The following is a 22853-nucleotide window of genomic DNA, read 5'->3' as shown; positions in this document are numbered from 1 at the left end:
CTTCCTCCGTAACGCATCGAAGCGGGCAAATACACGATTCATATTCTATGCCGATCATGGCGTAACACCAGCGATTTCAAAAACCACTCTGTCGTGGCGGCCTTGTGCATCCATGACGGTTAGCGTATACCGGCCATCCGCGGCCAGCACTAATTTAAACGGATGACCCGACGCGCCGTGGCCGACCACGCGCCCGTCCAGCATCCACCATACTTCGCCTTCGGCGCCCTGCACATCCACATCCAGCGCCACCTGGCTTGCGCCCGGCACGGGCCGCAGCACCGAGCCGCTGGCCACGCCGCCCAGGCGCAAAGGTCCCTGCGAGGCATCGGCGTAGCCGGCAAACGACGGCGGCGCCGTGTCATTCAAAATCCAGGCCGCGCGCTGCTCCGGACATACGCCGGAGGGCACGCTGCCGAGCTTGTAGCCCAAGGGCCAGCACGTTACCGCTGCCTGCACCGTTTCGGGCCTGACGCGGACCTGCTGGGCGCCTTCCGGCAGGGCTGCCACGATGTCCTGCAGCAGCGGCGCCGCCACGTTGGCGCCGAAAAATCCCGGGTTGGGCGTTCCATCGGGCCGGCCGACCCAGACGCCCATCGTCCATCTGTCGGTCACTCCGACGGCCCAGGCGTCCCGGAAGCCGAAGCTTGTCCCGGTTTTCCAGGCCAGTTGGCGCGCCGGACTGCCCGACTGGTAAAACGGCCGATCCGGATGCCCGCCACTTTCGAGAATGTCGCGGACGATCCAGGCCGCCCCAGCACTCATCATACGGGACTCGACCCGCGGCTGCTCCGGCCGCAGGCGGGGCCGTCCGGAGATGCCGCCCCGGGCCAAGGCCCGGTAAGCGCCCACCAATTCTTCCAATGTGGTGCCACCCCCGCCCAAAATCAAGCTCAGGTTGGGTTCGGCGCCGGCGGGCAATCGTAACCGCACCCCGCCCGCCAGCATCATCGAGGCGAAACTGCTGGGGCCGACGCGGTCCAGCAGGTCCACCGCCGGCACGTTGAGCGAACGCTGCAAGGCCTGCGCCACGCTGATCGGCCCGGCGAAGGCCGCCTGGAAATTGCCCGGCGCGTAGCCGCCGAACGACATCGGCGCGTCCATCAGCAGGCTTTCGGAGTGGATCAGGCCCTCGTCCAGCGCCTGCGCATACAGGAAGGGTTTGAGCGTGGAACCGGGCGAACGCACGCCGCGCACCATGTCCACATGCGCCGCGCGGCTGTCGTCGGAGAAGTCCGCCGACCCGGCATAGGCCTTGACCTCCAGCGTATCGTTGTCCATGACCAGCACGGCCATCGACACCTTGGGCGGCAGGCCGTCCACCCGGTCCAGCAACATGCGCTCCACGGAGGCCTGCATGTCCGCGTCCAGCGTGGACACGACCACGGCGGGCCGTTCGCCCGGACGCCGTTTGCCGGAACGCTGGCCGCCCGCCTCCTGCAGCAGCCTCTGTGCGGCCAGCGGCGCCAACCAGCGCGCCCGCAAGGGCGGCGCGATCACGTTCTCGATCTTGGCGTCGTCGACTTCGGCCCGGGTCCAGCGTCCGAGTTCGACCATGCGGTCCAGCACCTTGTCGCGCGCGGCCTGGGCAGCCTCGGGATGGCGGTCCGGGCGCAATCGCGACGGCGCCTGCGGCAAGGCCGTCAGCATCGCCGCCTCCGCCTGGCTCAGGTCGCGGGCCGGCTTGCCCAGCCACAGGCGCGAACCCATTTCCACGCCTTCGACGATGCCGCCCATGGGCGCATGGGTCAGGTACAGCGACAGGATCTCGTCCTTGCTGTAGTGCATTTCCAGCTGAATGGCGCGCCAGGCCTGGCGCAGCTTGGCCGACATGGAGCGCGAGGGCTTGCCGGCCAATTGCGGATCGATAAGCCGCGCTACCTGCATGGTCAAGGTGGACCCGCCCGACACGATGCGGCGGTTGGTGGCCCACTGCCAGCCGGCGCGCGCCAGCGCCACCGGGTTGACGCCGGGGTGCCAGAAGAACCAACGGTCCTCGTAGGTCAACAGCGTTTCCAGATAGCGCTCGGAGACCTGTTCCGGCTTGACCGGATAACGCCAGATGCCGTCGCGGCTGGGATAGTTGCGCAGGGGCGTGCCGTCGTCGGCCACGACCACGGCCGCGCCGCCGGAATCGATCGGCGGCAGGGGATAGAGGCGGTCCAGCGTGAATAACAACGCGGCCAGCGCAAACAACGCGCTGGCCGCGAAGATTCCTCGCCGCCGCCAGCGGCGGGCGCGCGAGGCGCCCGCCACGGGGGTGGCGGCGGGGTTCAAGGACGCTTGGCGCCGCGGTCGCGGATTTCCACCGTGCTCCATTGCTCGCCTACGCCCCGGATTTCCGGCCGGTACATGTCTTCGGCCACCGTCGACGGCACCGAATAGCGGCCCGGCGTCACCACGCGCACCAGATAGAACACATCCACCTTGCCGCGTCCCAGCGAGACCGCGGCCACATAGCGGTCGTCGCGGAACTCGCGGTGCTTGATGTTGGGATCGGACATGGCTTCGGCCACGCGGCGCCCGCCTATCGTCCATTCCTGCATCTCGGGACTTTGCGACAGGTTCAGGTTCTCGACTTCAAAACCCGCCGGCACGCGGTCCACCAGCAAGCCATCCGGAATGTTCTGGTTGGCGCTGGCCTGCACCCACACCACCAGCATGTCGCCGGTCTGCAGGGTGCCGCCATCCCAAGGACGGCCGTCCGGACGATACCAGCCGCGCTTGAGCTGGATGATGTCGTTGCGCGGCGAAGGCGCGACAGTCGGGCTGCCCTGGATGTCGTACTCGACGAACAGCGACTGGGTGCCGACGTTCGTCAGCTGCGTGCCGGCCAGCTCGGCCGCCGTCAGCGACACGGTCTGGTCGCTCTTGCCGCCGTTGAGCGGCTTGGCGACGCCATTGACCGTCAGCGTGGCGGACCAGGGCGTGGACTTGTCGCCGCCCACGGCGCGGGCGGCCAGCAACAGCGCCATCTGCTCCTGGGTGGACAGGTACGAACGGTTGCCCAGGCGGCTGCCCAGCTGCGTAAGCAGGCTTTCCAGGCGTTCATGGTGCAGCTCGTACTTGCTGGCGATGGCATAGGCCAACGCGTAATCGCGCACGCTGCTGCCGTAGTCGCCCAGCCACTCGTCGTAGTAGTAGGTCGAGCTGCGGCGCGGGTTGAGGCCGTACTCGCGCGTCATGGCCTGGTCGAGCGCGGACTTCATGCGCCCTTCATCGCCCATCAGCTTGAACGCGGCCGCCAGCTGGATCAGCGGCAGCGGCGAGCGCGCGCGCTCCTGGTAGTTGTCGTACAGCTGGCGCACGGTCGAAAGCGGCGCCTTCTTGTCGCGCGCCAGCGCCAGCGTGGCGGTGGCCAGACCGGCGAAGCGGCGATGATCCTCGCGCAGGACGTTGAGGTCGCTGGTGTCGTAGCGGCCCGATTCCATGTTGCGCTTCAGATTGGCCGACCAGGTGCCGAACGCGCCGGGGCTCTGCTGCACCTGCTCCAGCAGCCACTGGCGCGAACGGTCCAGCGCGGCCTCGGGCACGTCGAAACCGTTGTCGCGGGCGTCCTGCATGAAGCCGACGGCGTAGGCGGTCAGCCAAACGTCGCGCGTGGACGAGCTGCTCCACAGGTTGTAGGAACCGACAGCGTTGCGCGTGCCCGCCAGGCGGCCGATAGCGCCAGCCACCTTGGCTTCGCGCTGGGCCTGCGTGCGCGGCTTGAGGCCGAACTGCTTGGCGGCGTCGTCGTCGATCAGGACCCAAGGCAGGGTCGCGCTGATGGTCTGCTCGGTGCAACCGTAGGGGTAGTTGAGCAGGCCTTCAACCAGGCGATTGACGTTGAACGGCGGGCGGTTCGAGACCGTCATGCTGACCGTGGTCGAATCCGGGTAGTACGAAGCCACCCACGACGCCTGCGGCGCGTTCGATTCGCCCGGATTCAGGCGCAGGCGGCGAACCTGACGCTCGGCCGCATGGGCGGGCTGCACCTGCAGCACGGATTCGCGCACGATGTGCACGGGCTTGGCGCCGCCCTGCCCGTCCACGGTCAGGCGCATCAGGCCCAGACCGTAGGAACCGCTGGTGGTGGCGGTGAAACGCAGCGTGACGCGCTGCTTGTCCTTGAGCGTCACCGTCTTGACGCCGTCGACGATGGCCACCGGGTCCAGCGCTTCCAGCTTGACCGTCACCTTCTGCTCGGCGCCGCTCATGTTGGTCACGTCCAGCGCGATCGCGGCCTGGTCTCCCGGCGTGATGAAGCGCGGCGTGTTCAGCTCGGCCACGATAGGCGCCGCGATCACCATTTCGGTGTCGGTGCTGCCGAAGTTGTCCGGCGTGAAGGCCACGGCCATCAGGCGCAGGGTGCCGTTGAAATCGGGCAGGTCCAGCGGAATATCCGCCTCGCCCTGCGCATTCAGCGTCACCGGACCCGAGAACAGGTCGACCAGCTTGACCTTCTTGGGCAGGCTCTTGCTATCGCCGCGCATGGCGGCGTCGCCGCCCCACTTCAGCTTGCCCTTGGTGCCGTCCATCTTCTCGATCAGCTTGCCGTACATGTCCAGCAATTCGGGCGCGTAGCGGTGCTTGCCGAAGAAGTAATCCAGCGGATCGGGCGTCTTGTACTGGTTGATGTTCAGGATGCCCACGTCCACCGCCGACAGGGTCACGGTGGCCTGCTTGCCCTGGGCGCCGTCGACCTTGACGCGCACGGTCGTCTTGGTCTCGGGCTCGGCCTTGGCGGCGGCGGTCAGCTTGACGTCCAGCTTGCGGTCGGCGCTGGCGATGGGCAGGAAGGTCAGGCCCAGCGCGCGCGCCGGCGTCACGCGGTCGCCCTCGCTGCCGGGACGGAACACGGCCGCGGCGATGTACAGGTCGTGGCGCTTCCAGCTCTTGTCGATGGGGATCTCGACCTGCGTGCCCGTCGCCTTGACGGCCACCCAGGTGGACCACAGCATACGGTCGCCTTCGACGGTGATGAGCGCCTGGCCGTCATGCGGCGGCGTCAGGGTCAGCTTGACGCTGTCACCGGGCTTGGCCGGCACGCCCTCAAGCTTCATCTGCACGCGGTCGGGACGATTGCCCATGGAGTCGGCGTCCTGCGCGTTCCAGCCCGCGTAGAAGCGGTAGCGCATGGTCTCGCCGGTTTCGGGATCGGCGATTTCCAGGCGATAGCGGCCCCACTTCACGGGCACGGTCAGCTGGGCGCGGTCGTTCAGCGCGATTTCGCGCGAATCGACCAGCTCGTCGGTTTCGGTGTAGCCGCTGTTCCAGCCGCGCTGGTCGTCGAAACGCCAGTAGTACTGGCGCTCTTCGCGGAACAGGCGCATCTGCGCCTGCGCCAGCGGCGCGATCTTGCCTTCCGCGTCGACACGCAGCACTTCAAAGCTGGCGGGCGCGCCTTCGCGGGCCACGTCGCTGTCGAACTGCGGACGCACGGCGATCAGGCGGTCGGCGGGCCAGACGCTGCGCTCGATCGAGCGCACCACCGGGCGGCCGCCGGATTCCAGCAGGCTGGCCGACACCCGCACCTTCATCGGCGAATGCGTGCCGGCGGTGCGCGGATCGACTTCGAGCTGGCCGCGACCCTTGTCGTCCAGCGCGGCTTCGGGCAGTTCTTCGAAATGGCGGCGGGTATCGTCGGCGACGTCGCCGAAGATGAAGCCGGGCCATTGCTGGGGCAATGCAAAGCGGTCGCGCTTGACCTGGAAGCTGGACAGCAGGCGGTTGCCGGCTGCGGGCGCGCCATAGAGATAGTCGCCCTGCACGTCCACGGTCAGCGTCTCTTCCGGCGTCAGCACTTCCTGTTCGGAAGTCAGCGCCATCTTCATGCGCTCGGGCAGGAATTCCTCGACCTGGAACTTCCAGGACGTGTCCGGCACGCGCGATGCGGGGTCCACGCGCAATTCCAGCATCCAGGTGCCGGTCTGCGCATCCAGCGGCAGATCGATGCTGCGCTCGACGTAGCCGGGCAGGTCCTTCTTGGGCTGCCACAGCGAGGTCTGCACGGTGCGACCGTCCGGGCGCTTGATGGTGGCGGTCAGCGGCGACGGCGTCAGCACGCGGCCGTCCAGGTCGCGCGGCAGGACCGACACGTTGAAGGTTTCACCGGGGCGGTACAGATTGCGCCCGGCATAGACGAACAGATTGTTGGGGCGCGAAATATGGCCGCCCGTGTCGAATTCAGACAGGTCCAGGGCCGGTTCGCCCAGGGCCAGCACAGTCATTTCCTTGTCGCGCGAGGCGCGGATGACGCGGGCATTGGCGAAATTGCCGTCGAAGCGCACATGCCCCTGGCCGTCCGCCGCTGCCTTGGCCAGCGACTTGCCGGCGCCGTCGACCAGTTCGAACACGGCGCCCGAGATCGCGGTGCCACTCTTCAAGGACACGGAATAGGCTTCAATGCGGTCGCTGTAGCGGCGCGCGTGCAGGCCGATGTCGCTGACGTAGAAATAGGTCACCTGGTATTCATAGCGGAAACGGCCGGGCTGGCTCATCACAGCAATATAGATACCGGGCTCCTGCAGTTCCTTGATGCCTTCGACCGGCAGGAACGTGACGTGGCGGCGGTTGGGCTGGTCGTCGGTGACGAAGCGGCCCTGATAGGCGCTGGTCGTCAGCGTATTCAGGCGATCCAGGTCCCAATTGCTGACCGAGCCCTTCAGGCTGCGGTTGTCGGAATAGCGCCAATTGTCCTCGTCGTAGCCACTATCATCGTCATCGCTGGACGAATTGTTGCGGCCGATGCCGAGCACGGATTCGAACAGTTCGGGCACGCGTTCCGGCGACACGCGCAGGAACTGCACGTCCACTTCGGGCACGTTCACCGTGGCCACGGGCAAACCGCCGTTCTGGCCGGCCGGCAGCACCACGCCGCGGCTAGCGAAATAGAACGACGGCGGCATGGCCTGCGTGTTCACTTCGCAATTCGAGCCCTCCGCCAGCTTGACCTTGCCGTCGGCGCCGGGCAGTCCGGCGCGCACGGTGATCGCATAGGAGCGCTGCGGCTGGACGTAGGGGAAATAAACCATGCGGGGGTTCTCGCCCACCACCCAGTTGCCCTTCACGATCTTGCCCTTGGGCGCCGTGTCGCCGGTGCGCACGGATGCGGGCTGGTCACCGCCGGAGTCCGATTCGGTGTCCTTGTCGGACGCCGCGCCGGTGTCGGTCACTTGCAGATAGCTGTCCAGCCCGGCCTTGGCGTCGACCGGCTGCGTGAAGGTAACCGCGAGCGCCATCCTGTCGTTGTACTGGCGAGGCTGGCACGAAAGCGCCGCGAAGGGATCCGCCGCGCCGACCACGGCACTGGCCGGCAACGCGGGCTTTGCGTCGCCGCCGCCCGCTGGAGCCGCCGGCTGCGAGACGACGGCGGGCGCCGGATTCGCAGGCTGACGGTCCTTGCCCATCCACCAGCCCACGCCGATGGCGCCGGCCAATACAACGACCCCGGCTGTCGCCAGCCAGGCCTTGCTGATTTTTCCACTCACGGTAAACCCCCGCTCACTCAAATTCGGACGTACTGCTCCTTTGCGGCGGAGCTGCCGACCTGATCATTCCGCGCGCTTCTCGGGTACGCGGATACTGCTTTTCAAAATAACCAAACAACACAACGCCGCCATGACAGGCGGCGCTTCTAACTCGGGATTCAGACGGGTTCCATCACGCATTGCAGTGGGTGCTGGCGTGCCCGCGCGTATTGCGCGACTTGTGCGATCCGTGTGGCGGCAAGATCCCGGGGATAGACCCCGCATACTCCGCGCCCTTCGTGATGCACCTGCAACATGATCCGCGTGGCCTCTTCGTGATTCTTATTGAAGAACTTCTGCAGTACTTTCACGACGAACTCCATCGGGGTGTAGTCGTCGTTCAGCAACAAGACCTGGTACATCGGAGGCGGCGCGGCACGCGCCGGAGCCTTCTCGACGGCCAAATCATGCTGGGTATCCAAGGTAGAACTCATAGGGCCGCTATTCTATTAAAACGGGGGACGGCTAGCGTGTAACTTACGGAAAATTACACGTAGAAATGCGTAGTTTCCATACTTGACGCCGCGAAGAAAAGCGGCGCATTATCCACGCATTCTGGGGTTTTCAACGCATCGAAAATCTGCCAGGAAGCCGGAGGGGGGACAGGGGTCTAGGCCGCGATGCCCTTCGTCAACATACGATTCAATGAGGCAGTCCGCATGTCTGATACGACCGCAACCGCCGTCCAAGGGGACAATCCCAAATCGACGGGCACCGTCAAATGGTTCAACGATGCAAAGGGGTTCGGCTTCATTACGCCCGACGACGGCGGTGAAGATCTGTTCGCCCATTTTTCGTCCATCCAGATGAATGGTTTTAAAACCCTGAAAGAAGGCCAGAAAGTGGCCTTCGAGATTATCCAGGGGCCCAAAGGCAAGCAGGCGCTTAATATCACGGCTGCCTGAGTTACCCTTTAAAGCGCAACGGTAAGGTTGCGCCATTATTCAGGCGGGGCTTTCGGGCCCCGCCTTGTTATTTTTCATTCTTTGCGCCAGGTCATGCCCAAGAACGCCGTTTTATTTCCTGTCAGCCACACGTTGTTCAAGACAGCGTTCTCCAGAAACCTCTTGCAGAAAGCCGCCGCATCCGCGCTGGCCGCCATGGCGCTGGCCCTGCCCGCCGCCGCTGGCGCGCAGCAGACTGGGCCGCAACCCACCCTGCCCACCACGCAGATTTCGGCCGGCATCCATATTATCCGCGCAGAAGTCGCGAACACTGAAGCGACCCGCCGCGACGGCCTGATGTTCCGCAAGGAGCTGCCCGGCAACGACGGCATGCTGTTCGTCTTCGAACAGCCCGATGTGCAGTGCTTCTGGATGCGCAACACTATCCTGCCGCTCTCGATTGCCTTTATCGCCGACGATGGCACGATCGTCAACATCGAGGACATGGCGCCGCAGACCGAGGACCCGCACTGCGCGAAGAAGCCGGTGCGCTACGCGCTGGAAATGGCCCAGGGTTGGTTCGAACAGCACGGCGTCAAGAATGGCAACAAGCTGGACGGCCTGCCCTGAAGCGCGCGCCGCCCGCAACCCGACATGAAAAGGGAGCCCCGGAGGCTCCCTTTTCATTGCTGCGCGCACGGGACCGCACGCGGCCCATGCACGCCAGGCGCTTAGACGCGCTCGATGATCAGCGCGATGCCCTGGCCCACGCCGATGCACATGGTGCACAGCGCGTAGCGGCCGCCGGTGCGGTGCAGCTGATTGATCGCGGTGGTGGCCAGGCGAGCGCCGCTGGCGCCCAGCGGGTGACCCAGGGCGATCGCGCCGCCGTTGGGGTTCACGCGCGGGTCGTTGTCGGCGATGCCCAGTTGGCGCAGCACGGCCAGGCCTTGCGCGGCGAAGGCTTCGTTCAGTTCGATGACGTCCATCTGTTCCAGCTTCAGGCCGGTCTGGGCCAGCACCTTCAGCGTGGCGGGCGCCGGGCCGATGCCCATGATGCGCGGCGCGACGCCGGCGGTGGCCATGCCGACCACGCGGGCGCGCGGGGTCAGGCCATGGCGGGCGGCGGCCTTTTCGTCGGCCAGCAGCAGCGCGGCTGCGCCGTCGTTGACGCCCGAAGCGTTGCCGGCGGTGACGGTGCCGCCTTCGCGGACCACGCCCTTCAGCTTGGCCAGCGATTCGAGGCTGGTTTCACGCGGATGCTCGTCCTTGCTGACGATGATGGGATCGCCCTTCTTTTGCGCGATCGACACCGGCACGATCTCGGCGTCGAAGAAGCCTTCCTTTTGAGCGCGCGCGGTCTTCTGCTGGCTGGCCAGCGCGAACAGGTCCTGGTCTTCGCGGTTGATCTTGAAATCGTCGGCCACGTTCTCGGCCGTTTCAGGCATCGAGTCCACGCCGTACTGCGCCTTCATCAGCTTGTTGATGAAGCGCCAGCCGATCGTGGTGTCGTAGATGGCGGCGCTGCGCGAAAACGCGCTGTCGGCCTTGCCCATGACGAACGGCGCGCGGCTCATGCTTTCCACGCCGCCGGCCAGCATCAAGCCGGCTTCGCCAGCGCGGATGGCGCGGGCGGCGCCGCCGATGGCGTCCAGGCCCGAACCGCACAGGCGGTTGACGGTGGCGCCGGGCACTTCAATCGGCAGGCCGGCCAGCAGCGTGGCCATGCGGGCCACGTTGCGGTTGTCTTCGCCCGCCTGGTTGGCGCAGCCCATGATGGCGTCGTCGAGTTCTTCCCAGCGCACGCCAGGATTGCGCGCCACCAGCGCCTTGATGGCTACGGCAGCGAGATCGTCGGGACGCACGGAAGCCAGCGCGCCGCCGTAACGGCCGAAGGGGGTGCGGATCGCATCACAGATATAAGCATGCACGGTCATGGGAAGCTCGAGGTAAGTGATAAAAAACCGGATCGGGCGATCTTAACGCAGCGCTTTCGCGCCAAGTTGGTGCACCCGTGGGATGTCCGCTGCACGGACAGTGTCCAATGGATGTTCACCAGTATGGTGCGCGCCGCGGACGCGGGACCGGTCACGGACTCAGGCCGCGGGCGGCCTGGCGGCGCGCGCCGCGTCGACGATGGCCTGCCTGCGGAAACGTCCCGCGGCCAGATGATAGAACGGCTGGGGGCAGAACTGGCGCGACACGCCCGAGGCCAGTAGCGATCCCACCAACAGCCAGAACAGCATGGGCTGGCTGCCCGTCATTTCCATCACCACCACGCTGGCAGTCAGCGGCGCCTGGGTCGCGGCGGCCAGGAAAGCCGCCATCGAAATCAGTACCAGCACGCGGTGGTCGACGCCATCCCCGGCCAACTGCCAGATGTGATGGCCGATGCCCGCGCCCGTGGTCAGGGCCGGCGTGAAAATGCCGCCGGGTATGCCAGCCCAATAGGAAGCGACGGTAGCGGCCAGCTTGGCCAGGCCAAAACTGGCCGGAGCCGTGTCCTTCCCGGACAGCAGATCCGCCGCCACGCCATACCCCGTACCGTAGACGCTGCCGGCCGTGGACAGGCCGATCACCGCCAGGATCAGGCCCATGGCGAAGGCCGTCCAGATCGGATGCGCGCGGATCCAGGCGCGCCAGGATTGAGGCGCGCTGCCGGCGACACCCTTGCCAAGCAGCCGGGCGAAGATGCCGCCCAGCGCGCCATTGAGCGCCGCGCAGATGGCCACCCACATCACCATGCCGTGCGCCAGCGGCGCGCCGCCGAACACGCCGAAGTAAGGGTTGTTGCCCACCACCGCCACGACCAGAAAGCCCGACGCCAGCACCCCGATCAACACCAGCCGCTGCCAGCGCAGCACGGTGCCGCGGCCCAGCTCCTCTATGGCGAAAATAACCCCGGCCAACGGCGCATTGAAGGCGGCGGCCAGGCCGCCCGCGGCGCCGGCCGCGATCAGCTCATTGGCGTGAAAGCCGCGCAGTTGCACGCCGCGCCGCTTCCAGAAATCGCCCCAGGCCAGCATGAGGGCGGCGCCGACCTGGACCGACGGGCCTTCGCGGCCGATCGACGCGCCGGCCAGCATGCCGAAAAATGCGAGAGGAATTTTCCAGAGAGTCTGTCCCAGCGCCACCAGACTGTTCTGGCTGGGACCGGGCGGCAAGGACAAGGCGCCGATGACCTGGGGAATGCCGCTGCCCGAAGCATTGGGCGCGAAACGCAGGGTCAGCCAACGCAAGGCGGCCAGACTCAAAGGCAGGACCAGCAAGGCCAGCCAGCCGCCGTACGCGACCCACTCGCGATTCCATTCCAGCGCCTTGTCCGCCAGATACGCGAAGCCCAGGGACATCAGCGCCACCAAGCCCGCGCCTCCCAAGAGCAGCCCCATCTGCACGCTCTTGCGCGACAGGCGGTTGATCTGGCGCACCTTGCGATGCGCCCAACGGCGCGGGGCGGCCAGGAGCCGGCGTAATGGATCGGGCAGGTTCATGGGCGGAAGCCGGCGCGGGTGAAGGTGGCTCAGATTGACGGTGGCTAACCTTACCATCCCCACCTGACCGGCAGCCCACAACGCAGGCTCAGAAGGTCGACCAGTCGTCGTCCGCGGCTTGAGCCAGGGCCGGGCGCGCCACGGGCGCCGCCTTGCGCGCCGGCGCGGGCACGGCCTGCACCAGGCGAACCTGCGCCTCGCGCGCCGAACCGCCACCCGCCTCCACCTTGAAGCGGCGCACTTCCTGGGCCAGGCGAGTGGCCTGTTCCTGCATGCTGGCGGCCGCGGCGGCTGCCTCTTCCACCAGCGCGGCGTTCTGCTGGGTCACCGTGTCCATCTGCGCCACGGCCTGGTTGACCTGGCCGATGCCGGCGGATTGCTCTTCCGAGGCGCTGGCGATTTCGCGCACCAGCGTCGCGACCTGGCGCACGCTGTCCACCACTTCGCGCATAGTGCGGCCAGCCTCGTCGACCTGGCGCGTGCCGCCCTCGACGCGCGTGACCGATTCGTCGATCAAGGCCTTGATCTCCTTCGCGGCCACGGCCGAACGCTGCGCCAGCGTGCGCACCTCGCCCGCCACCACGGCAAAGCCGCGGCCCTGCTCGCCCGCACGCGCCGCTTCCACGGCGGCATTCAGCGCCAGGATGTTGGTCTGGAAGGCGATGCCGTCGATCACGCCCGTGATATCGGCGATGCGGCGCGAGCTGTCGGAAATCGCGCTCATGGTCTGGACCACGCCCTCCACCACCTCGCCGCCGCGCACCGCGACGCTGGAAGCCTGGTTGACCAGGCGGTCCGCCTCGCTGGCGTTGTTGGCGTTCTGCTGCACCGTGCTGGTCAGCTGCTCCATCGACGCGGCGGTCTCCTCCAGCGAGGAAGCCTGCTCTTCGGTGCGCTGCGACAGGTCGGCGTTGCCCTGGGCGATCTGCGAAGACGCCGAGGCGATGCTCTCGCAGCCGTCGCGCACGTCCTTGACGATGCGCGCCAGGCTTTCGTTCATGGTCTTGAGCGCCCCCATCAGGTCGCCGGTTTCGTCGCGCGTGGCGACCTTGATATCGGTGGTGAGATCGCCGGCCGCCACCTCGCGCGCCGCCTGCACGGCCTGTTCCAGCGGGCGCACGATGCCGCGCGTCACCAGCCAGCCGAGCAGCATGCCGATCGCCACGCCGGCCACGGCCAGGGCCACCATGATGGTGCGCATCATGAGGTAGAGATCGGTGCCGGCCTGCACGGATTGCGCCGCGTCCTTTTCCTTGCCCACAGCCAGGTCCGTCATCAGGTCGTCCATCTTCTGCGACGCGGCGATCACGCGCTTTTCGATGGCGGCCACGTGCGCTTCGGTCGAAGTCAGCGACTGCGATTGGGCGGCGGTGAAAAACGCCACCGACTCGCGTTTCCAGATCTGCTCGGCCTCTGCCACCTGCGCCAGCAGGCGCTTGCCCTCTTCCGAATGGAAATTGACGGCAGCCTTGTTGCGCAGCTCGTCCATGGTCTTGACGGCGTCGTCGAACTGCTTGCGCAGCGCCTGCCGCTCCTGGTCGGTCGACGCGGCCAGGAAGCCGCTGCGGGCCCGACCGGCGTAGATCAGATTGATGTTGGCTTCCTTGAGATCCGAGATGCCGCGCAGCTCGGTGTCGTAGAGACGGTCATTCATCTCATTGATGCGTGCGAGGCCCCAGACCCCGAAGGCGCCGATGGCGCCGCCTATTACCGCTACCAGCAAGAACGCGCCGGACAGGCGCGCGCCGATGCGCAAACCCGAAAAAAACCGCAACATGCTTCCCTTCCCTTGTAATTACCCCGGTTTATGGCGGGCATACCGCAGTCGTGGGCCCCGTGGCTCAGTCGCAGACCGGGGGAAACGATAGTGGCTGGGAAACCTAGGGATTACCCGGAAGAAAAGGCGGTTTATTCGTTATTTCCCCGCAATGAATTCGACAATCGACAGGGTTTTCGAAAGCTGAATTTTTGCTGAACAAAAAGAAAACCCCAGGCTTGCGCGTGGGGTCTGTCAGCAGGAACCGCGGCGCAAGCGCCGCGGCGGGCCTGGCTTTGCCGATCAGGCGAAGTTCTTGGCCGCGAATTCCCAGTTCACCAGCGCCCAGAAGTTTTCCAGGTACTTGGGACGGGCGTTGCGGTAGTCGATGTAGTAGGCGTGTTCCCACACATCACAGGTCAGCAGCGCCTTGTCGGCCGTGGTCAGCGGGGTGGCGGCGTTGCTGGTGTTGACGATGTCGACCGAGCCGTCGGCCTTCTTGACCAGCCAGGTCCAGCCCGAACCGAAGTTGCCGGCGGCCGACTTGTTGAAGGCTTCCTTGAAGGCGTCGAAGCTGCCCCACTTGGCGTTGATGGCGTCAGCCAGCTTGCCGGTGGGAGCGCCGCCGGCCTTGGGAGCCAGGCTGTTCCAGTAGAAGGTGTGGTTCCAGATCTGAGCGGCGTTGTTGAAGATGCCACCCGAGGACTTCTTCACGATGTCTTCCAGCGACAGCGTTTCGAACTCCGTGCCCGGGATCAGGTTGTTCAGGTTCGTGACGTAGGTCTGGTGGTGCTTGCCGTAGTGGTACTCCAGCGTTTCCTTGGAAATGTGCGGAGCCAGTGCGTCCAGTTCGTAAGGCAGGGGGGGAAGAGTATGTGCCATGTGAGGGTTCCTTCTGTTGAGTGCACGATCAAGCCGGTCAATTGTATCGGCAACTACTGAGGATACCGCGTTAACCCCGCGCCCGCGCGGGGTTAAGGGACACATGTGCTTATGACCGGACGCATGTGCTCGCGACCGCCGCTCAAGCGCGGCGGCCGGCGATCACGAAGCGTCGCGCGAATCGCGGGTCGCGGTGACCGAAACCTCGGCGCCGCCTTGGGCGAAGCTCAGGTCCAGCGCCTGCCCCGGCGCCAGGGCGGCGGCATCGCGCACGATGCGGCCCTGGCCGTCGCGCGCGATGGCGTAGCCGCGGGCCAGCGTGTTGCCCGGGTCCAGCGCGCGCAATTGCGCCGTGGCCGAGGCGAGCCGGTTGCGCCGCTGCACCAGCAGCCGCGCATGCGCCTGACCCAGCTGACGCGCGGCGCCTGCCAGGCGGTCGGCGGCGCGGCCGGTGTCGGGCGCGCGATGCGCCAGGCGCTGCGTCAGCAGATTGACGCGCGCGGCGCGGCGCTCATGCGGGCCGGACCAGGCGGTGGCCAGGCGGAAACGCAGGCTGTTCAGGCGTTCGCGCTGATGTTCCAGGCGCTGGGCCGGAGACACCAGTTGCGCGGCGGCGCGGTCCAGCCGTTGGGCGGCGCGCTCCAGGCGCCGCTGCTGCCCGCGGGTCATGGACTCGGCCGCCTGCATGACGCGGCCCAGCAATTCCGAGCGCGGCACGCAAGCCAGTTCGGCGGCGGCCGTCGGCGTGGGTGCGCGCACGTCGGCCACGAAATCGGCGATGGTGAAATCCGTTTCGTGTCCGACGCCGCTGATGACGGGAATCTCGCTGGCCGCGACTTCGCGGGCCAGCGCCTCGTCGTTGAAACTCCAAAGATCCTCGATGCTGCCGCCGCCGCGGACCAGCAGCAACGTGTCGACCTCGGCGCGCTGGTTGGCGATGCGCACCTGAGCCGCCAGCCGTCCGGCGGCATCCGTCCCCTGTACCGGCGCGGGATAGATGATCACGGGCACCTGGGGCGCACGCCGCGCCAGTGCCGACAACACGTCCCGCAGCGCCGCGGCATGCAGGGACGTAATGACCCCGATGGCGCGCGGCAGGCGCACGGGCTCGCGCTTGCGGGCCGGATCGAACAGGCCTTCCGAGGCCAGTTGCTCCTTCAGCCGCAGGAACGCTTCATACAGATTGCCGACGCCGGCCCGGCGCATGGCGTCGGCCTGCAGCTGGTAGTCGCCGCGGGGCTCGTAGAGGGAAACGCGGGCGCGGATCTCGACCTGGTCGCCCGCCCGCGGCATGAAACCGACCGCGCTGGCGCGGCTTCTGAACATGACGGCGCGCACGGAGGCCCGGCTGTCCTTGAGCGTGAAATACCAATGCCCGGAAGCCGCCGCTGTGAAGTTGGAAATCTCCCCGCGCACCCATAGCGCCGGAATGCTGCGCTCCAACAACTGCCCCACGGCTTGATTCAACTGGGCAACCGTCAGGATATCCCGCGCAAATGCGTTGTTTGTGACTGTAGATTCAATTGTCATGGGGCTTTCCGATGCGTACCTGTCCACAGGGCGCGCCTGACGGGCCGCAATCATACCGCGTCCCAGCATATTTGCCGCAACCGGCCCGATAGCCAGCAAAATCGAATTAACTTATTGATTTTTATGAGATTTTAAGTAAAAAGAAGCTGCTCGCAATTGAAGCAAACAAGTGCAAGCCCTGTGCCCACAAGCATTCCCGGGAAGTTTTGCACAGAATTATCCACAACTTCTGTGGATAGATCCGGGGTCGTACCGACTTGCCACACCCCCTGCCACACCGTTACAGTTTCGGCTTGATCAGATGCCGGCCAGCGCCGGTTTCCCCCGGGAGTTGAACGCTTTGCTTTCCATACTGCGCGAGGCCGGCTGGCCCATCTGGCCCCTGCTGGCGACATCCGTCCTGGGGCTGGCGCTGATCTTCGAGCGCTTCCTGTCCCTACGCCGCGGGCTGGTCATGCCGCGCGGCCTGAGCGAGCAAGTGGCAGAAATGCTGCGCAACCGCCAGGACACCCCCGAATCGATCAACCGCCTTGAGCGCAACTCGCCGCTGGGCCGGATCCTGGCTGAGGTGATGCGTCACCGCCACCTGCCCCGCGAAGAACTGCGCAACGTGGTCGAGGACACCGGACGCGCCGTCGCCCACGACCTCAGCCGCTACATCCCCGCCATCGGCACCATCGCCGTGGTCGCGCCGCTGATGGGCCTGTTCGGCACCGTGGTCGGCATGATCGAGATCTTCGGCTCCTACACCCCGGGTGGCGGCGACCCCGCCCAGCTGGCCCGCGGCATCTCGATGGCGCTGTACAACACCGGCTTCGGCATCCTCATCGCCATTCCCGCCATGATCGCGCACCGCTATCTGCGCAGCCGGGTGGACGGCTACCTCAGCGCCATGGAGCAGGCCGCGTCGCGCCTGGTCCGCGCGGTGTCTCCCACGACCGCCTCGCGCGAGGGCCGTTCATGAATTTCCGCGGATCCCGGGGCGACCGCGATGAGCTGGACATCAACCTGATCCCGCTCATCGACGTGCTGCTGGTCATCCTGATCTTCCTGGCGGCGACCACCTCCTTCGCCCGTTTCACCCAGCTGAAGGTGACGCTGCCCCAGGCATCCATGGAACAAGACACGCCGCCGGCCCTGGAAGTGGCCGTCAGCCAGGATGGGCGCTACGCGCTCAACGGCACGCTCATCGACGTCTCCACGCCGCCGGAAATCGCCGACGCCCTGCGCCAGGCCGCGGCCGGCAAGACCGAGCCGCTGGTCGTCATCAACGCCGACGCCCAGGCCACCCACCAGTCCGTGATCAATGTCATGGAAGCCGCCCGGCTGGCCGGCATTGGCCGCGTCAACTTCGCCGCGCAGACCACCCGGTGACCGCCAAGCGCGCTTCGACGCTGCTGGCGCGCCAATGGCAGCACGGCGGCTGGCTTTCCGACCTGCTCATGCCCCTGTCCCGGCTGACCGCCTGGGAAGTGGCGCGCAAGCGCCAGCGTTATCTCGACGGCACCCGCAGCGCCTACCGGGCTCCCGTGCCGGTCGTGGTGATCGGCAACGTCTACGTCGGCGGCACCGGCAAGACCCCGATGGTCATCGCCACCGTGGAAGCCCTGCGGGCCCGCGGCTACACCCCCGGCGTGGTCAGCCGCGGCTACGGCGTCAAGGTCGGCCCTCAAGCCCGCGTCGGGCTGGGCCAGCTGGAAGCCTCCCGCTACGGCGACGAGCCGGCGCTGATCGCCCGCGCCACCGGCGCCCCGGTGGCCGTCCACCCCAAACGCCCGCTCGCTGTCCAGGCCCTGCTGCGGGAGCACCCCGCCGTGGACGTCATCGTGTCGGACGACGGCCTGCAGCACCTGGCGCTGGCCCGTGACGTCGAGATCGTGGTGCAGGACGAGCGCGGCGTGGGCAACGGCCGGCTGCTGCCCGCGGGGCCGCTGCGCGAACCGGCCGAACGCCTGCGCGAGGTGGACGCGGTGGTGACCAATATCGGCACACCGGACGGCCAGCCGGCAACCGCATCCTCAGGCGTACAACCCCGCCAGGTCCGCATGTGGCTGGAGCCGGACGACGCGCGCCAGATCACCGGCCACGATACGCGCCCCCTCGCGGCTTTCGCCGGCCAACCGCGCATCGCGGCGGCGGCCGGCATCGGCAACCCCGAACGCTTCTTCGCCACGCTGCGCGGCGCCGGCATCCGCCTGGAAACCGCGCTCGCCCTGCCGGATCACCACGATTACGCGGTCTCGCCCTTCCAGGCCGTCCAGGCCGATGTCATCCTGGTCACGTCCAAGGACGCGATCAAGTGCGCGGCCCTGAACGACCCGCGCCTGTGGGAAGTTCCGGTGCGGGCCGCCTTCTCCGATCCGCAACTGTTCGATTGGCTGGCGCGGACGCTGCGCCAGCCGTAGCCATCCGGGAAAAGCCGGCCCATGGCGCCGTCGCGCCGCAAAGCCGGTCCGGCCCCAGGCAAACTGTTTTAGAATTCCGGTCATGGAATCCCGCCTTCTCGACATTCTCGTCTGCCCCCTGTGCAAGGGCCGCCTCGAACACGACCGGCAGCAAGCCGAACTGGTTTGCCGCGCCGACCGCCTGGCCTTCCCCGTGCGTGACGGCATTCCCGTCATGCTGGAATCGGAAGCCCGCGCGCTGGACGACGCCCCCGCCACCCACTGAACCGCCGCCGCATGAGCTTCATCGCCCTGATTCCGGCGCGCACCGCCTCGACCCGGTTGCCCGACAAGCCGCTTGCCGACATCGCCGGCAAGCCCATGGTCGTGCGCACCGCCGAACGCGCGGCGCTGTCCGGGGCCTCCCGCGTCTACGTTGCCACCGACGACACGCGCGTCCAGCAGGCGGCGCAGGCGCACGGCGTGCTGGCGCTGATGACACGTTCCGACCACCCCACCGGCACCGACCGCCTGGCGGAGGCCGTGGAGCAACTGGGCCTGCCTGACGACGCCATCGTGGTCAACGTGCAGGGCGATGAACCGCTGATCGAACCCGAACTCATTGACGCCGTGGCGGCCAGGCTGCAAGCCAGCCCCGAGGCCGACATCGCTACCTGTGCCTGCCCGCTGGCCGACGCCGAGGCGCTGTTCAACCCCAATGTGGTGAAGCTGGTCTGCGCCGCGAACGACCGCGCGCTGTATTTTTCGCGCGCCCCGATCCCCTGGGCCCGCGACGCGCTGGCTTCGGGCGAGCGCGTGCTGGCCGCCGGCCTGCCCGCCTGGCATCACATCGGGCTCTATGCCTACCGGGTCTCGTTCCTGCGCCGCTATCCGTCCCTGCCCCAAGGCGCGCTGGAACGCTTTGAATCGCTGGAACAGCTGCGCGCCATGGAACACGGCCACGTCATCGTCGTCCATCGGGCGTCCCACCCTCCCGCGGCAGGCGTAGATACCCCGGCGGACCTGGAACGCGTCCGTCTGATCTACAGCAAGCAGATATAAGGGTTATTTCCTATGGCGCGGCTCCGCATCGGCTGCTGCATTGCGGCATAATTCCCCGGATCACAAAAAATACACCCCTTCAGGAGCACTCATGCGTCTCATCTTGCTCGGACCTCCCGGCGCCGGCAAAGGCACCCAGGCCGCGTTTCTCACCCAACACTTCGGCATCCCCCAGATTTCCACCGGCGACATGCTGCGCGCCGCGGTCAAAGCGGGCACGCCGTTGGGCATTGAAGCCAAGAAGGTCATGGATGCCGGCGGTCTGGTTTCCGACGAGATCATCATCGGCCTGGTCCAGGACCGTCTGAAGCAGCCCGACTGCGCCAACGGCTACCTGTTCGACGGCTTCCCCCGCACCATCCCGCAGGCCGACGCCCTCAAGAGCGCCGGCGTCAAGCTGGATTACGTGGTGGAAATCGAAGTCCCCGAAGAAGACATCATCGAACGCATGAGCGGCCGCCGCGTGCACCTGCCCAGCGGCCGCAGCTACCACGTGCGCTTCAACCCGCCCAAGGTCGAAGGCCGTGACGACGTCACTGGCGAAGAACTGATCCAGCGCGACGACGACCGCGAGGAAACCGTACGCAACCGTCTGGCCGTGTACCGCGATCAGACCCGCCCCCTGGTCGACTACTACTCGTCCTGGGCGCAGCAGAATCCCGCCGACGCGCCGAAGTACCGCAAGATCTCCGGCGTCGGCGCGGTCGAGGAAATCAAGGCACGCCTGTTCGCAGCCGTCCAAGGCTGATCGGCGCCTCGATGGCTCACAGGCCTTCGGCGCCGGCACCGGAACGCAGCGCGTCCGGCCGGCACCGAAGGCCTAGTCATATCCGGCGCCCGTCGCGCCGCTTACATCCCTAGAACTGACTGGTGGTAGACACATGGAAATCGCGAACAAGGTATTCATCGTCACGGGCGGCGCGTCCGGACTGGGCGCCGGCACGGTGCGCATGCTGGTCGAGAACGGCGCCAAGGTCGTCATCGCCGACGTGCAGGACGAGCCGGGCTCGGCCCTGGCCAAGGAACTGGGCCAGCGCTACGTGCACTGCGACGTGACCCAGGAAGCCGACGGCAAGAGCGCCGTGGCCGCCGCGCTCGAACTGGGCTCGCTGTTCGGCCTGGTGAACTGCGCCGGCGTCGCGCCCGCCGCCAAGATCGTGGGCAAGAACGGCGCGCATTCGCTGGACCTGTTCCAGAAGGTCGTGTCGATCAACCTGATCGGCAGCTTCAACATGATGCGCCTGGCCGCCGAGGCCATGAGCGCCAACACGCCCGAAGCCACCGGTGAGCGCGGCGTGCTGATCAACACAGCCTCCGTCGCCGCCTTCGACGGCCAGATCGGCCAGGCCGCTTACGCCGCCTCCAAGGCCGGCGTGGCCGGCATGACGCTGCCCATCGCGCGCGACCTGGCCAAGACCGGCATCCGCTGCATGACCATCGCCCCGGGCATCTTCGGCACGCCCATGATCTTCGGCATGCCGCAGGAAGTGCAGGACTCCCTGGCCGCCAGCATCCCCTTCCCCGCCCGCCTGGGCCGCCCGGAAGACTATGCCAAGCTGGTCTACAGCATCGTCACGAACGACATGCTGAACGGCGAAACCATCCGTCTGGACGGCGCCATCCGCATGCCGCCGAAGTGATGTAGTACAAAGGCAGGCCCACCCGGTGGGCCTGCCTTTGTTGGGCGTACCGCGATTCCGCGCAGCGGCACCCGACGGGCCCGCAATTTTTCAGTAGTCTTATCCATGAGCCTGTTTCGTTCGGCGGCCACGGTCAGCAGCTTCACCCTGCTGTCCCGCATTTCCGGCCTGATCCGCGACATCCTGGTGGCCCGCGCCTTCGGCGCCGGCCCCATCACCGACGCCTTCTGGGTCGCCTTCCGCATCCCCAATCTGCTGCGCCGCCTGTTCGCCGAGGGGGCTTTCGCGCAGGCCTTCGTGCCCATCCTGGGCGCGGCGCGCAATAACCGCTCCGAAGCCGAAGTCCGCACCCTGCTCGACCGCGTGGCCCTGCTGCTGACCGCGGCGCTGATGCTGATCACGCTCATCGGCATCATAGGCGCGCCCTGGGTCGTGTCCGCCATGGCCAGCGGCCTGCGCGGCGCCGACCGCGATACCGAGTTCGGCGCGGCGGTCTGGATGACGCGGATGATGTTCCCCTACATCTTCTGCATGTCCCTGATCGCCTTCGCCTCAGGCGTGCTCAATACCTGGCGCCGCTTCGCGGTGCCCGCCTTCACCCCGGTGCTGCTCAACATGGCCATGATCGCCGCCTGCATCTGGCTCGCGCCGCGCATGGACGTGCCGGTCTACGCGCTGGCCATCGGCGTCATGATCGGCGGCGTGGCGCAGCTGGCGGTGCAATGGACCGCCCTGGCGCGCCTTGGCATGACGCCGCGCTTCAGCCTGCGGTTCCGCGAGGCCTGGGCCGACCCCACCGTGCAGCGCATCCTCAAGCAGATGGCGCCCGCCACCCTGGGCGTTTCCGTCGCGCAGATCTCGCTGCTGATCAACACCAACATCGCAACCTGGCTGAAGCCGGGCAGCGTGACCTGGCTGTCGTTCGCGGACCGCCTGATGGAATTTCCCACGGCCCTGCTGGGCGTGGCCCTGGGCACGGTGCTTTTGCCCAGCCTGTCCGCGGCCCACGCCCGCGATGACCACGGCGGCTATAGCGGACTGCTGGACTGGGGCCTGCGCCTGGTGCTGCTGCTGGGCCTGCCTGCTGCTGTCGGCATGGCGCTGCTGTCCGACGGGCTCGTCGCCACCCTGTTCCATTACGGCGCCTTCGCCGCCCAAGACGTGACCCAGACCCGCCTGGCGGTCATTTCCTATTCCGCCGGCCTGATCGGCCTGCTGGCCGTGAAGATCCTGGCACCCGGCTTCTATGCCAAGCAGGACATCCGCACGCCGGTGAAGATCGCGATCGGCGTGCTGATCATGACCCAATTGATGAACCTGGTGCTCGTGCCCCTGATGGCGCATGCCGGCCTGGCCCTGGCCATCGGCCTGGGCGCCTGCCTGAACGCGCTGGCGCTGCTGATCGGCTTGCGCCGTCGCGGCGTCTACCAGCCGGGCCCCGGCTGGGCCGTGTTCACCCTGCGTCTGATTCCCGCCCTGGCGGCGCTGGCGGCCCTGCTCTGGTACGCCGACGGCCGCATCGACTGGATCGGCCTGCAAGCCCATTCCGGCCTGCGGGCGGCCTGGCTGGCCGGCGTGCTGGCGGCCAGCGGGGCGGTCTACTTCGGAATGTTGTTACTGTTTGGCTTCCGTCCTAGGGATTTCGGACGGCGTCCGGCCCGCTAATTCCGGACAAACCACTCGTATTAATCCGAAAAGCCGGTCTTGTGCCGG

The 22853-nt window shown here is 67.0% G+C and carries 18 protein-coding genes; 10 read left to right on the top strand and 8 right to left on the bottom strand.

What is annotated here, in order from left to right:
* Positions 1-54 precede the first annotated feature (54 nt).
* The 3 genes from pbpC to clpS all read right to left on the bottom strand — a co-directional run bounded on the left by pbpC (position 55) and on the right by clpS (position 7945).
* Positions 55-2277, bottom strand: coding sequence for a penicillin-binding protein 1C (gene pbpC / locus HWY37_RS07455; protein ID WP_176088256.1), 2223 nt, complete (start codon positions 2275-2277; stop codon positions 55-57).
* The gene (locus HWY37_RS07450) at positions 2274-7472 is read right to left on the bottom strand and encodes an alpha-2-macroglobulin family protein (protein WP_425485007.1); all 5199 of its coding nucleotides are present in this window, start codon (positions 7470-7472) and stop codon (positions 2274-2276) included. Before HWY37_RS07450 ends, pbpC begins: the two co-directional genes overlap by 4 nt.
* 158 nt (positions 7473-7630) lie before the next feature.
* Positions 7631-7945, bottom strand: a complete 315-nt coding sequence (gene clpS, locus HWY37_RS07445) for an ATP-dependent Clp protease adapter ClpS (RefSeq protein ID WP_006383989.1) — start codon at positions 7943-7945, stop codon at positions 7631-7633.
* A 225-nt stretch (positions 7946-8170) separates the two neighbouring features.
* On the opposite strand from clpS, the gene HWY37_RS07440 reads away from it, so the two are divergent.
* Positions 8171-8416: a cold-shock protein gene (locus tag HWY37_RS07440; RefSeq protein WP_006220277.1), complete on the top strand. Its 246-nt coding sequence runs from the start codon at positions 8171-8173 to the stop codon at positions 8414-8416.
* Positions 8417-8611: 195 nt separating this feature from the next.
* Positions 8612-9025, top strand: a complete 414-nt coding sequence (locus tag HWY37_RS07435; protein WP_246302240.1) for a DUF192 domain-containing protein — start codon at positions 8612-8614, stop codon at positions 9023-9025.
* A 101-nt stretch (positions 9026-9126) separates the two neighbouring features.
* On the opposite strand, the gene pcaF is transcribed toward HWY37_RS07435, so the two are convergent.
* From pcaF to xseA, 5 genes are all read right to left on the bottom strand, one after another.
* Positions 9127-10332, bottom strand: coding sequence for a 3-oxoadipyl-CoA thiolase (gene pcaF / locus HWY37_RS07430; RefSeq protein ID WP_175210961.1), 1206 nt, complete (start codon positions 10330-10332; stop codon positions 9127-9129).
* A gap of 159 nt (positions 10333-10491) precedes the next feature.
* A complete protein-coding gene (locus HWY37_RS07425; protein ID WP_176088255.1) occupies positions 10492-11886 on the bottom strand; it encodes a chloride channel protein in 1395 nt (464 codons plus the stop codon).
* Between the two features lie 88 nt (positions 11887-11974).
* On the bottom strand, positions 11975-13663 hold the full coding sequence (locus tag HWY37_RS07420; RefSeq protein ID WP_176088254.1) for a methyl-accepting chemotaxis protein: 1689 nt from the start codon (positions 13661-13663) through the stop codon (positions 11975-11977).
* A gap of 282 nt (positions 13664-13945) precedes the next feature.
* Positions 13946-14524 carry a superoxide dismutase [Fe] gene (gene sodB / locus HWY37_RS07415; protein WP_175210966.1) on the bottom strand — a complete coding sequence of 193 codons (579 nt, stop codon included), beginning with the start codon at positions 14522-14524 and terminating at the stop codon, positions 13946-13948.
* A gap of 162 nt (positions 14525-14686) precedes the next feature.
* Positions 14687-16054: an exodeoxyribonuclease VII large subunit gene (gene xseA, locus HWY37_RS07410; protein ID WP_176088253.1), complete on the bottom strand. Its 1368-nt coding sequence runs from the start codon at positions 16052-16054 to the stop codon at positions 14687-14689.
* A gap of 340 nt (positions 16055-16394) precedes the next feature.
* Between xseA and HWY37_RS07405 the strand changes: the two genes are divergently transcribed.
* The 8 genes from HWY37_RS07405 (at position 16395) to murJ (ending at position 22805) form a co-directional block, all read left to right on the top strand.
* A complete protein-coding gene (locus tag HWY37_RS07405; RefSeq protein ID WP_176088252.1) occupies positions 16395-17018 on the top strand; it encodes a MotA/TolQ/ExbB proton channel family protein in 624 nt (207 codons plus the stop codon).
* Positions 17015-17428: an ExbD/TolR family protein gene (locus HWY37_RS07400; protein ID WP_175209542.1), complete on the top strand. Its 414-nt coding sequence runs from the start codon at positions 17015-17017 to the stop codon at positions 17426-17428. The genes HWY37_RS07405 and HWY37_RS07400 overlap by 4 nt, the downstream gene beginning before the upstream one ends.
* Before the next feature lie 68 nt (positions 17429-17496).
* Positions 17497-18459, top strand: coding sequence for a tetraacyldisaccharide 4'-kinase (gene lpxK / locus HWY37_RS07395; protein WP_217706383.1), 963 nt, complete (start codon positions 17497-17499; stop codon positions 18457-18459).
* An 82-nt stretch (positions 18460-18541) separates the two neighbouring features.
* Positions 18542-18724 (top strand): Trm112 family protein, encoded by a 183-nt coding sequence (locus HWY37_RS07390; RefSeq protein WP_088141367.1) that lies wholly within the window; start codon positions 18542-18544, stop codon positions 18722-18724.
* Between the two features lie 11 nt (positions 18725-18735).
* A complete protein-coding gene (gene kdsB, locus HWY37_RS07385; protein WP_176088250.1) occupies positions 18736-19500 on the top strand; it encodes a 3-deoxy-manno-octulosonate cytidylyltransferase in 765 nt (254 codons plus the stop codon).
* A 91-nt stretch (positions 19501-19591) separates the two neighbouring features.
* The gene (gene adk / locus HWY37_RS07380; RefSeq protein WP_175209539.1) at positions 19592-20248 is read left to right on the top strand and encodes an adenylate kinase; all 657 of its coding nucleotides are present in this window, start codon (positions 19592-19594) and stop codon (positions 20246-20248) included.
* A 133-nt stretch (positions 20249-20381) separates the two neighbouring features.
* Positions 20382-21140 carry a 3-hydroxyacyl-CoA dehydrogenase gene (locus HWY37_RS07375; protein WP_176088249.1) on the top strand — a complete coding sequence of 253 codons (759 nt, stop codon included), beginning with the start codon at positions 20382-20384 and terminating at the stop codon, positions 21138-21140.
* A gap of 105 nt (positions 21141-21245) precedes the next feature.
* On the top strand, positions 21246-22805 hold the full coding sequence (murJ, locus tag HWY37_RS07370; RefSeq protein ID WP_175209537.1) for a murein biosynthesis integral membrane protein MurJ: 1560 nt from the start codon (positions 21246-21248) through the stop codon (positions 22803-22805).
* Positions 22806-22853: the final 48 nt, after the last annotated feature.

The sequence above is a fragment of the Achromobacter anxifer genome (assembly GCF_903652925.1).
GTDB lineage: Bacteria > Pseudomonadota > Gammaproteobacteria > Burkholderiales > Burkholderiaceae_B > Achromobacter > Achromobacter anxifer.
This window is presented reverse-complemented; position numbering and strand designations above follow the sequence as displayed.

Bases quoted from the DNA above. Each gene is read 5' to 3' on its own strand.
- clpS (WP_006383989.1), bottom strand. From the start codon at position 7,945: ATGAGTTCTACCTTGGATACCCAGCATGATTTGGCCGTCGAGAAGGCT.
- HWY37_RS07440 (WP_006220277.1), top strand. From the start codon at position 8,171: ATGTCTGATACGACCGCAACCGCCGTCCAAGGGGACAATCCCAAATCG.
- HWY37_RS07435 (WP_246302240.1), top strand. From the start codon at position 8,612: ATGGCGCTGGCCCTGCCCGCCGCCGCTGGCGCGCAGCAGACTGGGCCG.
- pcaF (WP_175210961.1), bottom strand. From the start codon at position 10,332: ATGACCGTGCATGCTTATATCTGTGATGCGATCCGCACCCCCTTCGGC.
- HWY37_RS07425 (WP_176088255.1), bottom strand. From the start codon at position 11,886: ATGAACCTGCCCGATCCATTACGCCGGCTCCTGGCCGCCCCGCGCCGT.
- HWY37_RS07420 (WP_176088254.1), bottom strand. From the start codon at position 13,663: ATGTTGCGGTTTTTTTCGGGTTTGCGCATCGGCGCGCGCCTGTCCGGC.
- sodB (WP_175210966.1), bottom strand. From the start codon at position 14,524: ATGGCACATACTCTTCCCCCCCTGCCTTACGAACTGGACGCACTGGCT.
- xseA (WP_176088253.1), bottom strand. From the start codon at position 16,054: ATGACAATTGAATCTACAGTCACAAACAACGCATTTGCGCGGGATATC.
- HWY37_RS07400 (WP_175209542.1), top strand. From the start codon at position 17,015: ATGAATTTCCGCGGATCCCGGGGCGACCGCGATGAGCTGGACATCAAC.
- lpxK (WP_217706383.1), top strand. From the start codon at position 17,497: ATGCCCCTGTCCCGGCTGACCGCCTGGGAAGTGGCGCGCAAGCGCCAG.
- HWY37_RS07390 (WP_088141367.1), top strand. From the start codon at position 18,542: ATGGAATCCCGCCTTCTCGACATTCTCGTCTGCCCCCTGTGCAAGGGC.
- kdsB (WP_176088250.1), top strand. From the start codon at position 18,736: ATGAGCTTCATCGCCCTGATTCCGGCGCGCACCGCCTCGACCCGGTTG.
- adk (WP_175209539.1), top strand. From the start codon at position 19,592: ATGCGTCTCATCTTGCTCGGACCTCCCGGCGCCGGCAAAGGCACCCAG.
- HWY37_RS07375 (WP_176088249.1), top strand. From the start codon at position 20,382: ATGGAAATCGCGAACAAGGTATTCATCGTCACGGGCGGCGCGTCCGGA.
- murJ (WP_175209537.1), top strand. From the start codon at position 21,246: ATGAGCCTGTTTCGTTCGGCGGCCACGGTCAGCAGCTTCACCCTGCTG.